This window comes from Arthrobacter sp. STN4, assembly GCF_024539665.1.
Lineage (GTDB): Bacteria > Actinomycetota > Actinomycetes > Actinomycetales > Micrococcaceae > Specibacter.
Genome location: NZ_JAKZGX010000041.1, coordinates 1 through 18969, shown reverse-complemented (window position 1 = coordinate 18969; position 18969 = coordinate 1). Strand labels below are relative to the sequence as shown.

The following is an 18969-nucleotide window of genomic DNA, read 5'->3' as shown; positions in this document are numbered from 1 at the left end:
TTTAGCGGGCGGGCCCCGGCGGGTGCGGCAGGCCGCCGGGGCCTGGCGGCCATGGCGGCACCCGCCGGCACCCTCCGTCGTCCCCGGCTACACAGCGGTGTAGCCGCCGTCGGCCGAGACGACGGCACCAACCACGAACGACGCCCGGTCGCTGGCCAGGAACGCGATGACGTCGGCAATCTCCTCCGGCCGGGCCAGCCGGCCGATGGGCTGCCTGGCCAGCATGGCGGCGCGCGTCTCCTCCGGCAGGCCGGCCACGAGCGGAGTATCCACGTACCCGGGCGCCACCGCGTTGACCCGGATGCCCCGGCGCGCATAGGTCACGGCCGTGGACCGGGTCAGGTTGGCCACCGCGGCCTTGGCCGCCGAATAGGCGGTGCTGTTGCCCTGCCCCACGACGCCCAGGATGGAGGAGACGTTCACGATCGCCCCGCCGCCGTCGAGCATGTGGCGCAGTGCATGCTTGCCCGCCAGGGCCACGCCGGTGAGGTTGATGTCGACCACCCGCTGCCACCCGGCCAGGTCCAGTTCGTGCAGCGGCGCCTTCTGCTCGGCGATCCCCGCATTGGCCACCAGGATGTCCAGGGAACCGAAATGCCCGACGGCGGTGTCCGCCAGGGCGGCCATCGACGGCTCCTGGGTCACATCGGCGCGGACGTGAAGGGCACGCCCGCCGGCCGTCGTGATTTCCCCAGCCACCTCCGCGGCGCGCGGGTCAACGTCGCCAATCACCACCGCCGCGCCGTTGCGGGCAAGGAGCAGCGCCGTGGCCCGGCCGATCCCCGACGCCGCACCGGTGATGACGGCGGTCCTGCCCTCAAACAAGGCCCCGTCCCGCTCAGGCATCGGCGCGCAGGTTGTTGCCGGCCGTCTCGCCGCCATCGATCGCGATGGCGCTTCCGGAAATGAAGGTGGACTCGTCGCTGGCCAGGAACACGATGAGATCGGAGATCTCCTTCACGTCGGCATCATGGCCGAGCGGGACCTGGCCGAACCCGCGCTCCAGCCCGGCGGTCTTCGGCGTCTTGACCGAGCCCGGATGGACGGAGTTGACCCGGATCCCGTACTCTCCCAGATCGAGGGCGCTCGTCTTGGTCAGTCCCTGCACGCCCCATTTCGCGGCGGCATAGGCGGCGCGGTTCTTGAAGCCGACCAGGCCCGCGATCGAGGAGATGTTGATGATGGACCCGGCACCGGAGGCCTTCATGGCGGGGACCGCGGCCTTCATGCCCAGGAAGTTCCCGGTCAAGTCGATGTCGATGGTCCTGCGCCAGTCCTCCACGGTGGCCTCCTCGACGGAGCCGCGGGTAAAGATGCCGGCGTTGTTGACCAGCACGTTGAGCCGCCCGAACCGCTTGAGGGTCGTGTCGACGGCTGCGCTCCAGCTCCCGAGGTCCGTGACGTCCAGGTGGACGAACAGCGCGTTTTCACCGCCGAGCTCCGCGGCCAGCGCTGCGCCTTCGGCGTCGAGCAGGTCGCCGATCACCACCTTGGCCCCTTCCGCGGCCAGGCGGCGTGCGTGCGAGGCGCCCATGCCGCGGGCGGCCCCGGAGATCAGGGCCACCTTGCCCGCGGCACGTTGGGTGGATCCAGTCATGTTGCTTGTCCTCTGCTTGGTTGCAGGAATTCCCCGGAGGGCCTTCCTTGGGTGTCGGCGTGTGTCGTGTGGTGGCCGGCCTAGACGGCCGCGGCCCGCTCCACGCCGCGTTCTGCCGCAAGTTTGGCGATATCCCGCCCGGCCCGGTATCCGAAGACCAGCGCCGGGCCGATGTGTGAGCCGTAGCCAGGGTAGCCGCCGCCGAAGACGGACACGGCAGCGGAGCCGACGGCGAGCAGGCCCGGGATCCGGGTCCCTTCCGCGGTGACAACCTCCGCGCGGGCGTTCACGCCGACGCCTGCGGAGGTGCCCAGGTCACCCATCTGGATCTTGGCCGCGTAGTAGGGGCCCTTGCCCACGGGTGCCAGGTTTGGGTTGGGCCGGTGCTCCATGTCGCCGCGGAAGTGGTTGTACAGCGTGGAGCCCCGCCCGAAGTCCGGGTCCCGGCCCGCCTCCGCGTGGGGATTGAATTCCGCCACGGTCTGCTGCAGTGCGGCCGCGTCGATGCCCAGTTTGGCGGCCAGCCCTTCCAGGGAGCCGGCCTTGACGAGGTACCCGGTCTTGTAAAAGTAGCCGCGCGGCATGGGCCACGGCTTTGCGTAGCCAATGCCGTACTTGTGCATTGTCTTGGCGTCGCCGATCACGTAGCCGAACGTTTTGTCCTTCCCGGCGTTGTGCCTGATCATCTGCCCGCCAAAGTCGTGGTAGCTCAGGGCCTCGTTGCCGAAGCGTTTCCCGTCCCGGTCGACGGCGACCAGCCCCGGCAGCCCGATGGCCCGCAGGTGCGGGAACAGCCGCTGCCGGCCGTTGAGGTAGCGGAAGACCGTCACGGGCGCCCAGGAACCGACGCTGAAAACCGAGTTGTCGATGTGCCCGCCGGCCGCCAGCGCCAGGCGGGCCGCGTCGCCGTCGTGCCCCACGGTGGGGGTGAAGTGGTCGTCGCCCTGCGGGTCGTGGGGGAAGTATTGCCGGCGGAGCTCCTTGTCCCCGGAGAAGCCGCCGGCGGCCAGGATCACGCCGAGGCGGGCATGGACGGTGCCGGCGTGTTCGCCGCCGAGGACCGCACCGGATACGGCACCGTCGTCGTCCCGGACCAGTGAAAGCACGGGTGTCGACTTCCACATGCGCACGCCGGCGTCGTAGGCGGACTTGGCCATGCGGATCATCAGCGCGTTGCCGTTGCTGCGCAGCACCGAGCGCCCGTAGCGGGCGGTGTCGAACCAGGTGCGCAGGAGCTTGCGGGCCACATAGGTGAAGGATTTCAGCGACTGGTTGACGTGGAAGAACTCGTTGATGTCCGGGCCCACCTGCGGCATGTAGCCAAAGACGGTGTAGGAGGACAGGTACGGCTGGATGAGCAGGCGCTTGTCGCCGAGGATCCGGGCGTCCACATCCTGCGGGATGATGGCGCGCCCGGCCAACTTCGCCCCGGGCAGGTCCATCTGGTAATCCGGGGCCTTTTCCGGATAGGCGAACTTGACGTCGGTCTCGTTCTCGAAGAAGGAGATGGCCTCCGGCACGGTGTCCAGGAACTGGGCCACGCCCTCGGCGTTGAAGGTGTCCGGGGCGAGGTGGCGCAGATACTGCTCCGCCTCGGCCCGGGTGTCGCCGGCGGCGGTGCCGGCCTTGTTGCCCGGCACCCAGGCCCAGCCCGCCGAGATCGCCGTGGTGCCGCCGAAATGGCGGTCCTTCTCTGCGACGATGACACTGAGGCCCTGGCTGGCGGCCTTGAGGGCCGCGGCCATGCCGGCCACTCCCGACCCAATGACCAGGACGTCGCATTCGACGGTTCTTGCCATGATGAATTGCTCCGTTTCGATGGATTGTTGTTTTTCCCGGTCAAACCCGGGGGACGGACGTGGGGTGGGCACCCTTGCCGCTGAATGGAAATTGCCGGCCGCGCTAGGCGGCAGTGCGTTCCTTGGCGCGGCGTTCGCGTCCGATGCCGCGGTGGAAGGGTTCGCCCAACTCGTCGATGGGGGTGTGCGCGGTTTCCCGGGCGGTCAGGACGGCGATGGCCGCCAGGACGGAGCACACCAGGCCGAACACGGCCACGGGGATCCAGCCCATGGCGCCGTCCGTCATGAGCAGGCCGCCGATCATGGGGCCGAAGCCCGCAACGACCAGGCCCAGCTGGTTTCCCAGGGCCATGCCCGAATAGCGCACGGGGGTGGCGAACTGTTCGGCGAAGCACGCCGGCCAGACGCCGTTGAAGCCGGAATAAAACACCGTCATGAACAGGAACGACGCGGCGGCGACGAGGACCAGGCTGCCGGTGGACAGGCACCAGAAGTAGATGAACAGGGCCACCGAGCAGCCAATGATGGATCCGAGCATGAGCGGCTTGCGGCCGATCCGGTCGGACAACCGGGCGGCCGGCGGCATCACGAACATGGACAGCCCGATGCTCACGGCGTTGATGGTGAGGATGGCGGTCCGGTCCAGTCCGGAGTGGGCTGTGGCGTAGGAGAGCCCAAAGACCGTGAAGATGGTCTGCATGACGCAAAAGATGGACATGAAAAGGACGCGGGCCACATCCGGGGCCTGGAACTTCAACACCTGTCCCAGCGGCAGTTTCTTGATTTCGCCCTCCAACTGGGTTTCCTCGAAGGCGGGCGTCTCATCCAGCCGCGTCCGGACCCAGTAGGCAATGGCCAGTACGACGACCGAGGCCAGGAACGGGATGCGCCAGCCCCACGCCATCATGGCGTCCTTGGGCAGGGCGGTAAGGGGCACGAACACCAGGGTCGCCAGCACCATGCCGGCGGCGTAGCCGGTCATGACGAAACTGGTGAAGAAGCCACGGCGGCCTTCCGGCGAGTGTTCGAGCGTCAGGGTGGAGGCGCCGGCGGACTCGGCCCCCGCGGAAAAACCCTGGAGGAGCCTTGCCAGGGTGAGCAATACAGGGGCCCACATGCCGACGGAAGCATAGCTGGGCAGGAACCCGATGGAGAGCGAGGCCAGGCCCATCAGGCTGAGCGTGAACAGCAGCACGTTCTTGCGGCCCAGCCGGTCGCCGAAGTGGCCCATGACCATCCCGCCGAACGGCCGGGCGACGTAGGCGACCCCGAACGTTGCGAACGCGGCGACCAGCCCGACGGTGGGGTTTTCGGACGGGAAGAACAGGTGCGGGAACACCAGCGCGGCGGCGGTGCCGTAGATGAAGAAGTCGTAGTACTCCAGCGTGCTGCCGAGGAAGGACGCGAGTGCGGCCTTGCCGGGGGTCTTGGCCGGCACGGTGGTGGCGGGCTGTGTGATGGCGCGAGCGGACATGTCAGTTCTCCTCGGGGTGGCCGGTGGGTGGTGCGTCAAGGTGGAAGTCCACGGACAGGATCTGCTCACTGTTCGGGAAGGAGTAGTCCTTGAGCGGTTCGTGCAGCGGGTGGGTGTTGTAGGCGGCAATGTCGTCCACGGTGTCAAAGTCGGCGACGATCGCGTAGTCAAAGGCGCGCCCGGAGCCAACGACGTCGGCTCCGTGGGTGAAGGTGCGCATGCCGGGGATGTTGCCGCGCAGGCGGTCCAGGCCTGTGGTCCAGGCGCGTTTGTCGGCTGCCGGGAAGTCGGCCTTGAACTTGAACAGGACGGTGTGGCGGATCATGGTGCTCCTTGGGGTCTGTCGTGTTTAGGCGGGCACTGCGGCAACGGCCCCGGCTGCCGCGTCGTCGGCGGCGGCGCCCATGGTGCGCTCCGGTTCCAGCCCGGCAATCGTGCGCCCGGCCAGGTAGCCCATGGTCATCATCGGGCCCAGGGTGGCGCCGGCGCCGGGGTACCCGGCGGCGTACGCGCTCTCGGTGGCGTTGCCGGCGGCGAACAGCCCGTCAATGGGGTGCCCGTCGACGTCGAGCACGCGGCCGCGGCCGTCGGTGGCGATGCCGCCGTTGGTGCCGAAGGCGCCGTTGACCACTTCCAGTGCGTAGTACGGGCCGTATTGCAGGGGGCCGAGGGACGGGTTGGGCCAGGGGCAGTTCTCGTCGCCCCAGTACCTGTCGTAGGCGGACTCGCCGCGGTGGAAGTCGGGGTCGGCGCCGATGGCGGCGTGCTTGTTGAAGCGGGCGACGGCTGCCAGGAGGTTCTGTGCCGGGACACCGATCTTTGCCGCCAGTTCTTCCAGGGTGTCCGCCTCGACCAGGTAGTCCGGGGTGGGCTGTCCGGCGCGGTGGTCCATGACGCCGTAGCGTTCCAGGTAGGACTGGTCGAACACCACGTGGGCGGGGGTGTTCAGCGTCCGGTTGTTCGGCGAGTCCCAGGACTGCAGGCAGCGCGCCAGGTCGTTGTAGTTCTGGGCCTCGTTGGCAAAGCGCTGCCCGTTCCGGTTGACCATGATGGAACCGGGCCCCTGGCGTTCGAAGCGCAACAGCGAACCGACCGGTTCGCCGTCGCGCAGGGTGCCGGTGATGGACATGGGGGCCCACCAGGCCTCACGGGTCCCGCGCGTCATGGAACCGATGCGCTGGGCCATTTTCAGCCCGTCGCCGGTGTTCGACGGGGGCGAGCACATCGTGTACAGGCGCGAGGCAAGCAGGGAGTCGGTAAGCTTTCGGTCCCATTCAAAGCCGCCCGTGGCGAGCATGACGGCGTCGTTCGCGGTGATGGTTTCCCCGCCTTCAAGTTCGACGCCGGTGACCCGTTCGCCCGTACGCACCAGGCGCACACCGCGGGCCTGGACGGCAAAGGCCACGCCACGCTGGACGCAGGCGCCGAGCAACATCGTGACGAGGGCATGGCCCTTGGCGGTGACGCCGTCGGCGCTGCGCTTTTCGAGCATGTCCCACGGGAAGGAGGTGAATGCGCCCCAGTTTTCGTATTCCTGCATGGTGTAGGGCAGCCGGCCATCGGTGCGCACATGCCCGGCGAGCGCGCCCAGGGCTGCACGCTGGTTGACCAGCTGCGGCTCAACGGTGCGGCCGCCGTCGCGCGCGCCCGGCAGGTCCATGCGGTAGTCGGGGAAGTTGTCCAGGAAGATGAACCTGACATCGAGTTCCTCCTCGACGAAGCGAAGCATGGTGTCGCCGTGTTCGAGTGCTGCATTGAGCAGTTCACCGCGTCCGCGGCCGCGGGCGACGGCGCGCACATAGTCGGAGGCGGCAGCCGTGGAATCGGCGAGGCCGGCGGCCGCGGCATGGTGGTTGTTGGCGATCCAGAGCATGCCGCCGGAGACGGCGGACGTGCCGCCGAGCAGCTGCGACTTCTCCAGGACGATGACGGACTTGCCCGCCTGGGCGGCGGTGGCTGCCGTGGTGAGGGCGCTGGCTCCGGAACCGACGACGACGACGTCGTAGCGGGCTGCGGGTGTGCCGGTGAGGTAGTGCATGATGGGGCCTTTCCTGTGTGTCTGTGCTCACATCACTGTGGGCCAACGCACACCGGAGGCGTAGTGACATCCCCGTTGAATGGGAAAGGCTGCCTGATTCGTGACGTTAGGGCCGGGGGAGGCTGCGCCGCAGCAGGGCGGCGTCCTCGCCCTGCCAGCCCAGGGCACGGGAGATGCCCCGGGCAGCAGCCTTGAGCACGGGGACGGTGGCGGGGATGTTTTCCCCGTGAATGGGCACCACCACGCTGAGGGCGGCAACAACGTTCCCTTCGGGCCCGAACACGGGCACGGCAACGCCGCTGGATTCGGGCACGATGATCCCGGCCATGGCGCAATAGCCCTGCCTGCGTACATCGGCCAGCCGCCGGCGCAGTTGCGCAGCATCCGTGACCGTGTGCTCGGTGAACTTTGCCAGGGGGCGGGCCAGGACCTGCTCCTGGAATGCCGCGGCCGAGTAGGCCAGGAGCACCAGGCCGGAGGACGCCCCGTGGATCGGCAGGCGTTTGGCGGCCGCGGTGATGTTGACCGTGGAGGAGCGTGAGCCCAACCGTTCGATGTAGAGGACTTCCTCGCCGTCGAGCACGCCGAGCGCGGTGTGGTGGCCGATGACCACCTGGACGTCCTCCATGTGCGGCAGCGCGGCTTCGCGCAGCCCGATGACAGGCGAGGACCGGGAGACCACCTCCCACAGGCGGGTGCCAATGAACAGCCGGCCGGCACCCTTGCGCTCCAGCAGCCCCTCCGCGGTGAGTTCATCAACCATGCGGTAGGCCGTGGTGAGGGGCAGGCCGGCGCGGCGGGCCAGCGCGGCGACGGTCAGGCCGTTGCGCGAGCCGTCAAAGGCATCGACGATTTTCGCCACACGACGGATGACGGACTCGCCCGACTGCGAGTTGGCCACGTTGCCTCCTGCTGTTCACGTACCGGATCCCTGCGGCTCCCAGCCTACCCAGCGGGCTTCAGCCGCTGCCCGATCGGAATGGCCCATGCAGCCAGAGGACATCGTCGCATTCATCACCGGCGGAGGATCGGGGCCCGGTCTCGCGACCGCACAGACCTTCATCGCCGAGGCGCGAAAGTCCTTGACATTGCCGCGGCCTCCGCAGGAGGAGGCGGGGAGGGCGACGTCGTGACGTCGACCGTCGACAACTGGAAACGCACCAACGGCATCGACTATTCGGGCGTGTTGTACACCAACAAGTACGTCATTGAGCAGTTCCTCAAGCAGGGCCGGGGCGGCGTGGTGGCCAACATCGCGTCCATGTTCGGCCTCGTGGCCGTCCCGAACAACATCGCCTACTCGGCTTCGAAGGGCGGGGCAGTCAACATGACGCGCGCTGCCGGAACCATGTACGCAAAGGAGGGCATCCGTGGGAACGCGGTGGCCCCCGGGGTCATCCGCACACCGCTCATTGACGAGCCGACGCTGGAGCAGTACGCCGGCCTCCACCCGGCGGGCCGTGTCGGGGAGGCCCAGGAAGTTGCCGACCTCATCACCGGTGCGACCATTCCGATCGACGGGGGATATACAGCCGTTTGCACTCAACCCGCAACAACGGGGCGCGCCCTTCCCCTTCCGGGAGGGCGCACCCCGTTGCATGTCTGCAGCGCAAGGGGGCCCGGCGGGGATGGTGCACCCCCGCCGGGCCCCCTTTTCAGGCTGGCTGGCTAGGGAGCGGGCGTGAGCCAGCCGGCGCGGGCGCTGCCCCAGCCGGTCTCGCTGTCCCAGCCGGTGCCGACCTTCAAGGTGGTGTTCGCCGTGTTGAAGGAACGCACCGAGTAGGTGTACCCGTTGGACGCGTCGACGCCGTTCACGAAGTCGACGCGGATGTTGCCCGCATCAATGCCGGCACCGGTCACGTCGTGGAACCCGGCGGGATTGGCGTAAATCGCCGGATTGAGCAGGCCCAGGCCGTGCCCGCTGGCCTGGATCTTCAGCGCCGTCATGCCCGCAAACAACGGCGAAGCCAGGCTGGTCCCGCCAATGCGGTACGTGTCGTACAACGCGGTGCCGCCGAAGTCCTGCGTCTGCCCCACGAGCATGCCGGTGGTCGGGTCGGCGTCCATGGACACATCGGGCAGCGCGCGCCCGCCGTTCGGGCTGTGGATCCCGGCCGCGACCTGGTAGTCGGGCTCGGCGATGTTGGAGGAATAGCCGCCCCCGCCGCCGTACAGGAACGGTACGGTCGGTGCCCAGGCTCCGCTGGCGAGGCCGTACTTGGTCGTCTGCCAGCCGGTCTCGCCCGTGATGCCGGTCGGTTCAATGGCGGTCGAGGTGCCGCCAACGCCGGTGACGTAGGGGTCGGAGGCCGGGTAGTCGGTCTGCGGCGTGCCCAGGGCGGCTGCTTCGTCGCCCCCGTCGCCCGAGGAGAAGACGTAGCTGATGCCTTCAACTGCACCCTGCAGGAAGGCCGTCTCGTAGGCCTGGAGCAATGCCGGCTTCACGACGTCGCCGAGTCCGCCCCATGAGTTCGTGACGATGGTTGCCACTCCCTCATCGTTGATGCGGCTGAAGGTGTCTAGCAGGTCGCGGTCCTGGCAGCTGGCGCCCGCGTAGTATCGGATGTTGGCGGCGGGCGCCATGGCGTGCACGGCCTCGACGTCGAGCGTTTCCTCGCCATACCAGCCGGACGCGCCGCACTGCTTCGGGGAGTTGTTGCTGTTGACCTGGGTGAAGGCCAGCGGCAGGCTCTGGGTGAACTGCCCCTTGGCGAACGGCTGGTCGCCGTTGTCGGCCGCGTAGCGGTTCGCGTCCGCCTCGACGGTGGGGGAGGCATAGGCGTCGGTGATGGCCACCGTCACGCCGCGGCCGTCAAGGCCGGCTGCCGCGCCGGCCTCATAGGCGTTGCGCAGCTGCGGCCCGGTGTAGCCACAGGGCGCATACGGCAGCGTGTCGCCGTCGAACTGGGGCAGCACCGTGCCGTCCGGGGTGGCCAGCGTGGTGGGGTTCTGGTCGCCGTACCAGTGCGAGCAGACCGGCGCATTGCGGAACCCGGCACTGGGCGGGGACGGCTTCTGGGTCTTCGGTTCCACGATGGAGGCGGTGGTGTCCAGTCCCGAGACGGCAATGATGGATGCCGCAACGGAAGCCGGCGCCGTCGCGGCGCCCGTGGGCGCCTGCACGCTCAGGCCGTCGTGGCTGAAGTTGGCGATGGTCACGCCGAACGCCTTGTCGGCGGCACGCACGTTTCCGGTGACATCGACGAAGCGGTGGTTCGCGTCCACTTTGACGCTGAGGCCGGAGCCCGCCAGCCACTTGTCAACGGCACCAACGGTGGCCGCCGTGGCATCGAACTGTGCATGGTATTGGGAGGGGGTGAGGAAATGATGGCTGCTGGATGCGGCGGTTGCCGCGGCCTGCAGCGCCTTGAGGCCGCCCTCCGGGGCCAGGTACACCCGCGCTGAGACGCGGGCATTCGGGGAGGCCGCGCCAAGGTTCTTTCCGTGGGTGAGCCAGCCGGGTGATGAGTTGGGAATCGGTTCCGGTGCCGGGGCGGCGTTGGCGGCGCCCGCTCCGGTGACCGCCGCCACGACAGCGGCGACGACCACCATGGACACTCCGAGGAAGTGTTTTCGCATTCCAGGTTCTCCTGACAGTTGGAAGCGGCCTTCGCGACTGTAGTCGGTGGCTCGCTGGGTCCACGTTAAGACTTCCCGGCCCCCGCTGGCAATGGTGGGATTTGCGCAGCCTGAGGTGGCCGTTGGATCACGCGGCAGGTCAACTTCCCGGGCACGGACAGGGCAGCAGGCGTGAAGGGCCGCGGCACCTACCTGCACGACCCCGCCGGGGAAGCGAAGCAGGTGATAGCCGTCCCGGCGTCGATCCCGGGGGGGGGAGAGGGAACCGGCCATCTCCGCCCAGGGCGGCGGCGGCAGCCGCCTGGACCCGCTCGTGCAGGGTTATTCGAGCGCCTACCTTGCGTGCGACGTCCTCCCGGCGGCCGGTGCCGTGGTGACCGCACTCCTGTTCCGCGGCCGGGCGCACAGCACCGGTGCCTCCGCCTTCCCGGGGCAAGCACATGTAAGGGCGGCGGGCCGCCGGTCCTTGACCGGTGCAGCGGCGAATCCCGTTGGAACAATCCATCCACCACCCCTTGACGAACAGCAAACGTAAGCGCAGACTTACGTTCGTGGATACTTACCGATTGGACAGTGCCTGGGATGCGCTGGGGGACCGCACCAGGCGCGGGATCCTCGAGTGCCTGGCCCGGGGCCCGTGCGCCGTCGGGGAACTGGCCGCCGCACTGCCGGTCAGCCGGCCGGCCGTGTCCCAGCACCTCAAGGTGCTCAAGGACGCCGGCCTGGTGGTTGACCGTGCGGAGGCAAACCGGCGCATCTACCGGCTCAACCCGGCCGGGATGGGGGCCTTGCGGGACCAGCTCGACACTTTCTGGAACCGGGCGTTGGGCAATTTCCAGGCCGTTGTGGAGCAGAGGGACGGGGAGGGGCAATGACCGCCCAGGAGGCCGCGGTGGTGCGCAGGCGGGTGGTAGTCGAGGCGCCGGTTGAGCGCGCCTTCGCCGTCTTCACCGGGAGGTTCGGGGATTTCAAGCCGGCCGAACACAACCTCCTCCATGCCCCCATTGCCGAAACGGTGTTCGAGCCGAAGGTGGGCGGGTACATATATGACCGCGCCGTGGATGGCAGCGAGTGCCGGTGGGCCCGCATCCTGGCCTTTGAGCCGCCGGACCGTGTGGTGTTCAGCTGGGACATCGGCCCGCGCTGGGAGCTCGAGGGCAACCCGGAGAACACGAGCGAAGTCGAGGTGCGCTTCGTGGCGCTCACCCCGCAGCGGACCCGGGTTGAATTGGAACACCGGCACATCGACCGGCACGGGCCCGGCTGGCAGGCGGTTGGCGACGGGGTGGGCGGCGGTGCCGGGTGGCCGCTGTACCTGGCCCGCTATGCCGGCCTGGTGAAGGAGGGCCGTTGAATGCCGGCAATAACAACAAGCGTGGACGTCGACAGGCCGGCGGCCGGGGTTTTCAGCTACGCCACCGATCCGGCCCACTTTAGTGAATGGCAGCAGGGCGTCGTCAGCGGCTCCATGGGCACGCCCGGCAGCCTGCAGCTCGGCTCGCTGTGCCTGACCACCCGCCGCATCGGCTTGCGCAACCGCACTGGCACCGCCGTCGTCACGCGGCTTGAGGTGCCGACGGCGTGGAGTGTCCGCGGCACCGACGGGCCCATCCGGGCCAACGTAGACCTGACCGTGGAGCCGCTTGGCGCCGATCGGTCCAGGGTAAGCATTGCCGTGGACTTTGAGGGCCATGGAATCGGAGCCCTGCTTGTGCCGCTCGTGGTCCGCCGTCAGGCCCGGCGCGAGATGCCCGGCAACCTGGCCGCCCTCAAGCGGCGCCTGGAGGGCCGCCGGGATCCCACGGCCGGCTGACGTGCTTCGATGACAGTTTCTTGCCGAGGGTCCAGGGGCCAGCGTGCAGGATCAGGCTGCTACATCTCACCTGAGGGCCGCCGGCGAAGCTGTTTCGTCGCGGAGCGCTGGACCTTCGCAGCCTGATGGCGCCGTTTCGAACCCCCCGTCGGCCTGGTGGGACGGCGCCTTGGTGCATCGGGTGCCAGGCCCGCGGCGACAAGTCCGGCCAGCTTGGCCAGGGCGGTCTCGCGGTTGCGCAGCTGGGAACGCTGCTCTGAAGCGGTGACGGTAATGACGCCGGCAATGAGCCGGCGCCCGAGGCGGGCGGACAGCAACGCACGCTGGCCTTCGGTCACGGCAGCGGATCCGGCCACGTTCCAGGACAGCTCGACGCGGCTGTCGGAGGTGTTCACGTGCTGCCCGCCCGGCCCCGAGGAACGTGAAAACCTCCATTCCAGCTCCGACGCCGGGATGGTCAGCACGGCCGACACCTCAAGATCCATGCACCCAGTCTTGCACGCCCGGCCTTGGCGCTACGGGCCCGGCCTTACCGGCCGGCGGCGACGTCGCTGGAGATGAGGGCCGCGGTGCGCAACAGTTCCTGGCGCACCCTGGCCAGGAATGCGGCCGGATCCGCCTGGGCGCTGACGCCCTGGGCCTGCAGGGAGACGTTGACGGCAGCGGCCACCTTCCCGGCGGCGTCGTGCACCGGGGCAGCCATGGACATCAGGCCGAGTTCCAGTTCCTGGTCCAGCAGGCACCAGCCCTGGTCGCGGACTTGATCGAGCACCCGGCGTAGTTCCGCCTCCGTGGACACGGTCCGCGGGGTCATCGGCGCAATGTGGTGGTGGGCAAAATATCCGTCCAAGGCCGCCGGCGCCATCCCTGCCAGCAGCACCCGGCCCATGGACGTGGCGTGGGCCGGAAAGCGCGTCCCCACCGTGATGCCCACGCTCATGATGCGCCGGGTCGAGACCCGGGCAACATAGGTGATGTCGCCGTCGTCGAGCACTGCCGCCGACGTCGATTCCCCCAGCAGGGCCGAAAGTTCCTGCAGGTGGGGCTCCGCCAGCTGGGGCAGGGACAACGCGGACAGGTACGCATAGCCGAGCTGGAGCACCGCCGGGGTCAGCGAAAAGTTCTTCCCGTCGGTGCGCACGTAGCCCAGTTCCACGAGGGTGTGCAGGAAGCGCCGGGACGTGGCGCGGGTCAGCGCCGTGCGTTGGGCCACCCCGCTCAGCGTCATGACCGGATGGTCTGCGTCGAACGCGCGGATGACGGCCAGCCCGCGGGCCAGCGACTGCACATATTGGTCGCTGGCCACGGGCGGGGTGGTCTGCGGCTCCGTCATCCCACCGCTGCCATTTCCAGGGGCACCGGGATGCGTTCGCGCAGTTCCGCCAGCGTGGTGCCGAAGGTTTCGCGCACCCGCACGCCGTCCGCGGTGATGAGGAAGACGGCGTCGTTCGTGTAGATCCGGGTGACGCAGCCGACGCCGGTGAGCGGGTAGGTGCACGCCTCGACGAGCTTGGACGAGCCGTCCTTGGCGAACAGGCCCATCATGACGTACACCTCCTTGGCGCCGGTGGCCAGGTCCATGGCGCCGCCGACGGCGGGGATGGCGTCGGGTGCGCCGGTGTGCCAGTTCGCGAGGTCGCCGGTCGCGGAGACCTGGAAGGCGCCGAGCACGCAGACATCCAGGTGGCCGCCGCGCATCATGGCGAAGGAATCTGCATGGTGGAAGTACGACGCGCCGGGCATCTCGGTAACGGGGATCTTCCCGGCGTTGATCAGGTCCGGGTCAATCTCGTCGCCGTGGGCTTCCGGGCCCATGCCGAGCATGCCGTTTTCCGTGTGGAGGGTGACGGCCTGCTCGGGGCGCAGGTAGTTGGAGACGAGGGTGGGCTGTCCGATGCCGAGGTTGACGAAGGAGCCGGCCTTGATGTCGGCGGCCACCAGGGCTGCGAGCTCCTCGCGTCCCAGGCGGGTGCCGGTGGTGTTTTCGGCTTGCGTGTTCACTGCTGTGCCTCGTGTTCTGCCGGTGCGCCGGCGCCGATCTGGACAATGGTGTTGACGTAGATGCCGGGGGTGACGATGTTTTCCGGGTCCAGCGCTCCGGTGTCCACGATGGTGCCGACCTGGACGATGCTCGCCGTGGCGGCGGCCGCCATGATGGGGCCGAAATTCCGGGCTGTCTTGCGGTAGAGCAGGTTCCCCGCCCGGTCCGCGATGTGCGCCTTGACGAGCGCATAGTCGGCGTGGATGGGGGTTTCGAACACGTGCCCGCGGCCGTCGATGATCCGGGTTTCCTTGCCCTCGGCGAGCATGGTGCCGTAGCCGGTGGGCGTGAAGAAGCCGCCGATCCCGGCCCCGGCAGCCCGGATCCGCTCGGCCAGGTTCCCCTGCGGGACCAGTTCCAGCTCGATCTCCCCGGCCCGGTAGGCCGCGTCAAAGTGCCACGAGTCGGACTGCCGGGGGAAGGAGCAGATGATTTTGCGGACGCGGCGTTCCTTGATGAGCAGGGCCAGTCCGGCGTCGGCCTGGCCGGCGTTGTTGTTGACCACGGTCAGTCCGGTGGCGCCGCATTCGAGCAGCGCGTCGATGAGTTCCATCGGCTGGCCGGCGTTGCCGAAGCCGCCGATCAGCACGGTGGAATTGTCCCGGATTCCCGCAACGGCCTCGGCCGCGGAGCTTGCAATGGTGGGCATGTTCGTCCCCTTAGTTCGTGGCGGTGTGGTTGGTGGCGACGTTTTCGAGCACAACGGCCAGGCCCTGCCCCACGCCGATGCAGATCGCGGCGACGCCCCACCGCTGCCCGGAGGCCTGCAGGCTGCGGGCCAGCGTGCCCAGCAGCCGGGTGCCGGAGGCGCCGAGCGGGTGGCCCATGGCGATGGCGCCGCCGTGCTGGTTGACGATGGCCGGGTCGATGTCCCAGGCGTCCAGGCAGGCCAGCGACTGGGCGGCAAACGCCTCGTTAAGTTCGACGGCGCCCACCTGGCCCCAGCCGATCCCCGCCTTCGCGAGTGCCCGGTTGGCTGCCTCGACGGGCCCGTAGCCAAAGAACTGCGGGTCCACGCCCGCTGCGCCGCGCCCGGCGATGCGGGCCAGCGGCTCCAGGCCCAGGATGCCGGCGGCTGCGTCGGATCCCAGCCAGGCCGCGGACGCGCCGTCGGAGAGCGGTGAGGCGTTGGCGGCCGTGACGGTGCCGCCCCCGGGTCCTTCGGCCTCCTTGCGGAACACCGTCTTCAGCCCGGACAGCGTGGCCGCCGTCGAGCCGGGGCGGATGCCCTCGTCGCGCAGCAGGTCCGTGCCGGGTACCACGGTGGTGAGGTTGTCGTAAAAGCCGCTGTTCCAGGCCGCATCGGCCAGGTTGTGGGAGTTCGCCGCGAATTGGTCCTGGCGGTCGCGGGTGATGCCGTATGTCTCGCGCAGCTGTTCGGTGCCTTCGCCGAGGGATACCGTCCATTCGGCGGGCATGGCCGGGTTGACCAGCCGCCAGCCGAGGGTGCTGGAGGAGAGTGCCAGGTCCCCGGCCGGATAGGGGCGTTCCGTCTTGGGCAGCACCCAGGGGGCACGGCTCATCGACTCGGCGCCGCCCACGAGGACCACGTCGGCCTCGCCGGTGTTGATTTGGCGGGAGGCGATGATGGCCGCGTCAATGGAGGAGCCGCAGAGGCGGTTGACGGTCGTGCCGGGGATGGACGTGGGCAGGCCCGCCAGGAGGGTGGCCATGCGGGCCAGGTTCCGGTTTTCCTCACCGGCGCCGTTGGCATTGCCAAACACCACCTCGTCGATCCGGGCCGGATCCAGCTGGGGTGCCCGGGCCACGGACTCGCGCACTACATGGGCGGCGAGGTCGTCAGGCCGGACCCGGGCCAGGCCGGAGCCGAACTTGCCAAACGGGGTGCGGACAGCGTCGTACAGGTACGCCTGGTTCATGGGGGTTAGTCCTTTGGTGTGGTGGGGTGGGGGCCGGCATCCTGCCCGGCGTCGAGCACGGCGAAGACCGCCTGGGCCGTCTTGAAAGCGGTGTTGGCGGCAGGGACGCCGCAGTAGATGGCGGTCTGGAGGAGGATTTCCTTGATTTCGTCCCGGGTCAGGCCGTTGCCGAGGGCCGCCCTGACGTGCATGGCGAGCTCGTCCCAGTGGCCGTGGGCCACCATGGCGGTGATGGTGACGGCCGAGCGCATCTGCCGGCCCAGGCCGGGCCGCGTCCAAATGCCGCCCCACGCGATGCGGGTGATCATGTCCTGGAAGTCGGCCGTGAAGCTGTCCATGGCCGCATTGGCGCGGTCCACGTGGTCCGCGCCGAGGACCTGGCGGCGGACGGCAAGGCCGGCGTCGTACACGTCCCGGGTGGTGGCTTCCGGCTGGACGGCGCCGTTGCGGTCGGGGGAGGGTGTGGTGGTCATGCCCTGCCCCTTTCCATGAGGCCGCGCAGCAGGTCGGCGACCTCGGCGGGCGCTTCCGCCGGTGCCAGGTGGGAGACCTGCAGAAGGGTCACGGCAACCGCAGGGGGGGTGTCCGGGGCACTGACTGCGGCGGCGCCTGCGTTGATGGCGTCCACCATTTCCTGGACCATTTCCGGCGGGGCCACGGTGTCTTCGACGCCGGCCACGCCCAGCATCGGGGCGGTGATCCGGCCGAGGTCGTTGCGGACGTCAAATCCCGCCAGCGCGCCGCAGCAGTGCGCGTAGCTGAACCTGTCGGCGTCGCGGAGGGCGTTCAGCAGCCTGCTGGCCAGGGCGGGGTCGCGCTCCATGGACCCTTCCGCAAACCAGCGTTGTGCCGAGCCCTGGATCATGACGGGCGTGCCGAGGGTGCGCACCGTCCCGGCCCGTTCGGTCCAGGCCTCGGGTGTGCCGAGCTTGGGGCCGGAGCACTGCACCGAGAGGCTGAGCAGCCGTGCATCGTGGTCGATTCCCAGCTGCAGGCCCACGGCCCCGCCCAGGGAGACGCCGGCGTAGTGGAAGCGGGCTCCGGGGGCGATGGAATCCACCAGCGCCACCACGGCGTCCGCGAGGCCGGCCACGGTAAAGGGTGCCTGGGATGCGGGGGAGATCCCGTGGCCGGGCAGGTCCCACGCCACCACGTCCACCTCGCCGCCCAGCAGCACGCCGACCTTCTCCCACAGCACGGAGGACGTCCCGAGGGAACACCCCACCACCAGCAGGGGTAGGCTGCCGAGGGGGCGCTGCGGTGACAGCAGCACCGCCCTGATCTCGGGAACGCGTGTCTCCACGGCGGTCCCGGCGCGTGTCTCATTGCTCATGGCTTGCTCCTTCCGGCACCCACTGGGGGTATGCGGCAAATAGTCGGTCAATGATGCGGCTGCCTTCGCCCAGGTAGCTTGCGGGGTCGAGCAGGGCATCCAGTTCGTCGTCGGCAAGGCGCTCCCGCGGCACCGCGGCCCGCAGCAGCCGGGCAAATTCGGGGCCCTGCTGCGCGGGCGGGGCCTGCAGGGCCTGGTCGACGACGGCCTGGAAGCGTGCCTTGCCGCCTCCGTCGGTGTCGAGCAGGGGAACGACGGCGGCACCCACCCCTTCGCTCAACAGCAGCGGCCCGCTGATCTCGAGGTTGCGGCGCATGGCGGCAGGGAAGACCTGGAGGCCTTCCGCCAGCTCGCGCAGGGCGGCCGCGGCACCGCCTGCCAGTTCCAGCAGCGTGCGCAGGGCGTCCCACTCCGTGTGCCAGGCGCCGTCCGGGCGCTCGTCCACGGACAGGGCGGCGGCCAGGTGGAGCTGGGCGGCGTGCTGCGGGGCGGCCAGCGCTGCGCTGCGCACCAGGACGGACAGCACGGGGTTTTGCTTTTGCGGCATGGCCGAGGACACGCCCCGCCCGGCGGCCCGGGGTTCAGCCAGTTCGCCGAATTCCGGGCGGCTGAGCAGCAGGACGTCGTTGGCGGTTTTGCCTGCCGTGTCCGTGAGGGCGGCCAGGGCGTCGCCAAGGGCCGTCACCGCGGTCCGGTTGGTGTGCCACGGCGCCGGTGCCGCCGCCAGGCCCAGTTCCTTGGCCCACGCGTCGGCGAGGGTGAAGGGGTCCGTCCCGGTCTTGGCGGCCAGCACGGAGCCTGCCGCCAGGGTGCCGGCGGCACCGCCGAACTGTGCGGGAAAGGTGACTGCATCCAGGCGCGTTGCGGCCGCGGCGAGGCCGTGGAACCATTGGGCCGCCTTCAGCCCGAACGTGGACGGCAGGGAGTGCTGGGTCAGCGTCCGGGCCGGCTGCAGGGTGCCGGCATGGGTGCGGGCCAACCGCGCCAGGGCCGCGGCGGCACGGGCCATGTCCACGCGGATCAGGGACACGGCGTTGGCGGCGAGCAGCATGAGCGCCGTGTCCAGCACGTCCTGGCTGGTCAGCGACGCATGGACCAAGGCGGCCGCCCGGGGATCCCGTTCGGAGACCTGGGCCCGCAGCCGGGCCACGATCGGGATGACGGGGTTGCCGCCGCCCTGCGCCGCGGCTGCGATTCCGGCGGGGTCGAAAGTATCCCCTTGGGCTGCCCCGCGGACCGTGGCGGCGGTGCCGGCCGGGGCCAGCCCGGCCGCCTCCAGCACCTGCACCCAGGCGGTTTCCGCCGTGAGGACGGACTCGACGACGGCGGCGTCGTCCGTTGCCTGCCGGCGGGTCGGATCTGCCGCGACCGGGGAGAGCAGGCCAAAATTTCCGGGCACGGTGTTCACGCCCCCT

Annotated in this window: 20 protein-coding genes; 4 read left to right on the top strand and 16 right to left on the bottom strand. The window is 69.5% G+C overall.

Going from position 1 to position 18969, the window contains the following annotated elements:
• Positions 1–87: 87 nt before the first annotated feature.
• The 7 genes from MMF96_RS18445 to MMF96_RS18415 form a co-directional block, all read right to left on the bottom strand.
• Positions 88–846, bottom strand: coding sequence for an SDR family NAD(P)-dependent oxidoreductase (locus MMF96_RS18445; protein WP_176618657.1), 759 nt, complete (start codon positions 844–846; stop codon positions 88–90).
• Positions 839–1597, bottom strand: a complete 759-nt coding sequence (locus MMF96_RS18440; protein WP_256884362.1) for an SDR family oxidoreductase — start codon at positions 1595–1597, stop codon at positions 839–841. The genes MMF96_RS18445 and MMF96_RS18440 overlap by 8 nt, the downstream gene beginning before the upstream one ends.
• 80 nt (positions 1598–1677) lie before the next feature.
• A complete protein-coding gene (locus tag MMF96_RS18435) occupies positions 1678–3396 on the bottom strand; it encodes an FAD-dependent oxidoreductase (protein ID WP_256884361.1) in 1719 nt (572 codons plus the stop codon).
• A 103-nt stretch (positions 3397–3499) separates the two neighbouring features.
• A complete protein-coding gene (locus MMF96_RS18430) occupies positions 3500–4870 on the bottom strand; it encodes an MFS transporter (protein ID WP_256884360.1) in 1371 nt (456 codons plus the stop codon).
• A 1-nt stretch (position 4871) separates the two neighbouring features.
• Positions 4872–5195: a Dabb family protein gene (locus MMF96_RS18425; protein WP_176618654.1), complete on the bottom strand. Its 324-nt coding sequence runs from the start codon at positions 5193–5195 to the stop codon at positions 4872–4874.
• 24 nt (positions 5196–5219) lie between these two features.
• The gene (locus MMF96_RS18420) at positions 5220–6908 is read right to left on the bottom strand and encodes an FAD-dependent oxidoreductase (RefSeq protein WP_256884359.1); all 1689 of its coding nucleotides are present in this window, start codon (positions 6906–6908) and stop codon (positions 5220–5222) included.
• A 106-nt stretch (positions 6909–7014) separates the two neighbouring features.
• Complete coding sequence (locus MMF96_RS18415) at positions 7015–7809, bottom strand: IclR family transcriptional regulator (RefSeq protein ID WP_176618652.1); 795 nt, start codon at positions 7807–7809, stop codon at positions 7015–7017.
• Positions 7810–7887: 78 nt separating this feature from the next.
• Here MMF96_RS18415 and MMF96_RS18410 point away from each other — a divergent pair, with 78 nt between their 5' ends.
• A complete protein-coding gene (locus tag MMF96_RS18410; protein ID WP_256884358.1) occupies positions 7888–8580 on the top strand; it encodes an SDR family oxidoreductase in 693 nt (230 codons plus the stop codon).
• Here the strand turns inward: MMF96_RS18410 and MMF96_RS18405 are convergent.
• A complete protein-coding gene (locus MMF96_RS18405) occupies positions 8577–10487 on the bottom strand; it encodes a protease pro-enzyme activation domain-containing protein (protein ID WP_256884357.1) in 1911 nt (636 codons plus the stop codon). The genes MMF96_RS18410 and MMF96_RS18405 overlap by 4 nt on opposite strands.
• Positions 10488–11038: 551 nt before the next feature.
• Between MMF96_RS18405 and MMF96_RS18400 the strand changes: the two genes are divergently transcribed.
• Genes MMF96_RS18400 through MMF96_RS18390 form a run of 3 tightly spaced genes read left to right on the top strand, consistent with a single transcriptional unit; the run spans position 11039 to position 12300 of the window.
• Positions 11039–11362 carry a metalloregulator ArsR/SmtB family transcription factor gene (locus MMF96_RS18400; protein ID WP_176618651.1) on the top strand — a complete coding sequence of 108 codons (324 nt, stop codon included), beginning with the start codon at positions 11039–11041 and terminating at the stop codon, positions 11360–11362.
• Positions 11359–11841: an SRPBCC family protein gene (locus MMF96_RS18395; RefSeq protein WP_176618650.1), complete on the top strand. Its 483-nt coding sequence runs from the start codon at positions 11359–11361 to the stop codon at positions 11839–11841. Before MMF96_RS18400 ends, MMF96_RS18395 begins: the two co-directional genes overlap by 4 nt.
• Complete coding sequence (locus MMF96_RS18390) at positions 11842–12300, top strand: SRPBCC family protein (RefSeq protein ID WP_256884356.1); 459 nt, start codon at positions 11842–11844, stop codon at positions 12298–12300.
• Positions 12301–12359: 59 nt separating this feature from the next.
• Here MMF96_RS18390 and arfB read toward each other — a convergent pair whose 3' ends face one another.
• Genes arfB through MMF96_RS18350 form a run of 8 tightly spaced genes read right to left on the bottom strand, consistent with a single transcriptional unit; the run spans position 12360 to position 18962 of the window.
• The gene (gene arfB / locus MMF96_RS18385; protein ID WP_176618648.1) at positions 12360–12785 is read right to left on the bottom strand and encodes an alternative ribosome rescue aminoacyl-tRNA hydrolase ArfB; all 426 of its coding nucleotides are present in this window, start codon (positions 12783–12785) and stop codon (positions 12360–12362) included.
• A 44-nt stretch (positions 12786–12829) separates the two neighbouring features.
• Complete coding sequence (locus tag MMF96_RS18380; protein ID WP_176618647.1) at positions 12830–13633, bottom strand: IclR family transcriptional regulator C-terminal domain-containing protein; 804 nt, start codon at positions 13631–13633, stop codon at positions 12830–12832.
• A complete protein-coding gene (locus MMF96_RS18375; RefSeq protein ID WP_176618646.1) occupies positions 13630–14301 on the bottom strand; it encodes a 3-oxoacid CoA-transferase subunit B in 672 nt (223 codons plus the stop codon). The genes MMF96_RS18380 and MMF96_RS18375 overlap by 4 nt, the downstream gene beginning before the upstream one ends.
• The gene (locus tag MMF96_RS18370; protein WP_176618645.1) at positions 14298–14990 is read right to left on the bottom strand and encodes a 3-oxoacid CoA-transferase subunit A; all 693 of its coding nucleotides are present in this window, start codon (positions 14988–14990) and stop codon (positions 14298–14300) included. The genes MMF96_RS18375 and MMF96_RS18370 overlap by 4 nt, the downstream gene beginning before the upstream one ends.
• A 10-nt stretch (positions 14991–15000) precedes the next feature.
• Positions 15001–16221 carry a thiolase family protein gene (locus tag MMF96_RS18365; RefSeq protein WP_256884355.1) on the bottom strand — a complete coding sequence of 407 codons (1221 nt, stop codon included), beginning with the start codon at positions 16219–16221 and terminating at the stop codon, positions 15001–15003.
• Between the two features lie 5 nt (positions 16222–16226).
• A complete protein-coding gene (gene pcaC / locus MMF96_RS18360) occupies positions 16227–16694 on the bottom strand; it encodes a 4-carboxymuconolactone decarboxylase (RefSeq protein ID WP_256884354.1) in 468 nt (155 codons plus the stop codon).
• Positions 16691–17554 (bottom strand): alpha/beta fold hydrolase, encoded by an 864-nt coding sequence (locus MMF96_RS18355; protein ID WP_176618642.1) that lies wholly within the window; start codon positions 17552–17554, stop codon positions 16691–16693. The genes pcaC and MMF96_RS18355 overlap by 4 nt, the downstream gene beginning before the upstream one ends.
• The gene (locus tag MMF96_RS18350; RefSeq protein ID WP_256884363.1) at positions 17544–18962 is read right to left on the bottom strand and encodes a lyase family protein; all 1419 of its coding nucleotides are present in this window, start codon (positions 18960–18962) and stop codon (positions 17544–17546) included. The genes MMF96_RS18355 and MMF96_RS18350 overlap by 11 nt, the downstream gene beginning before the upstream one ends.
• Positions 18963–18969: the final 7 nt, after the last annotated feature.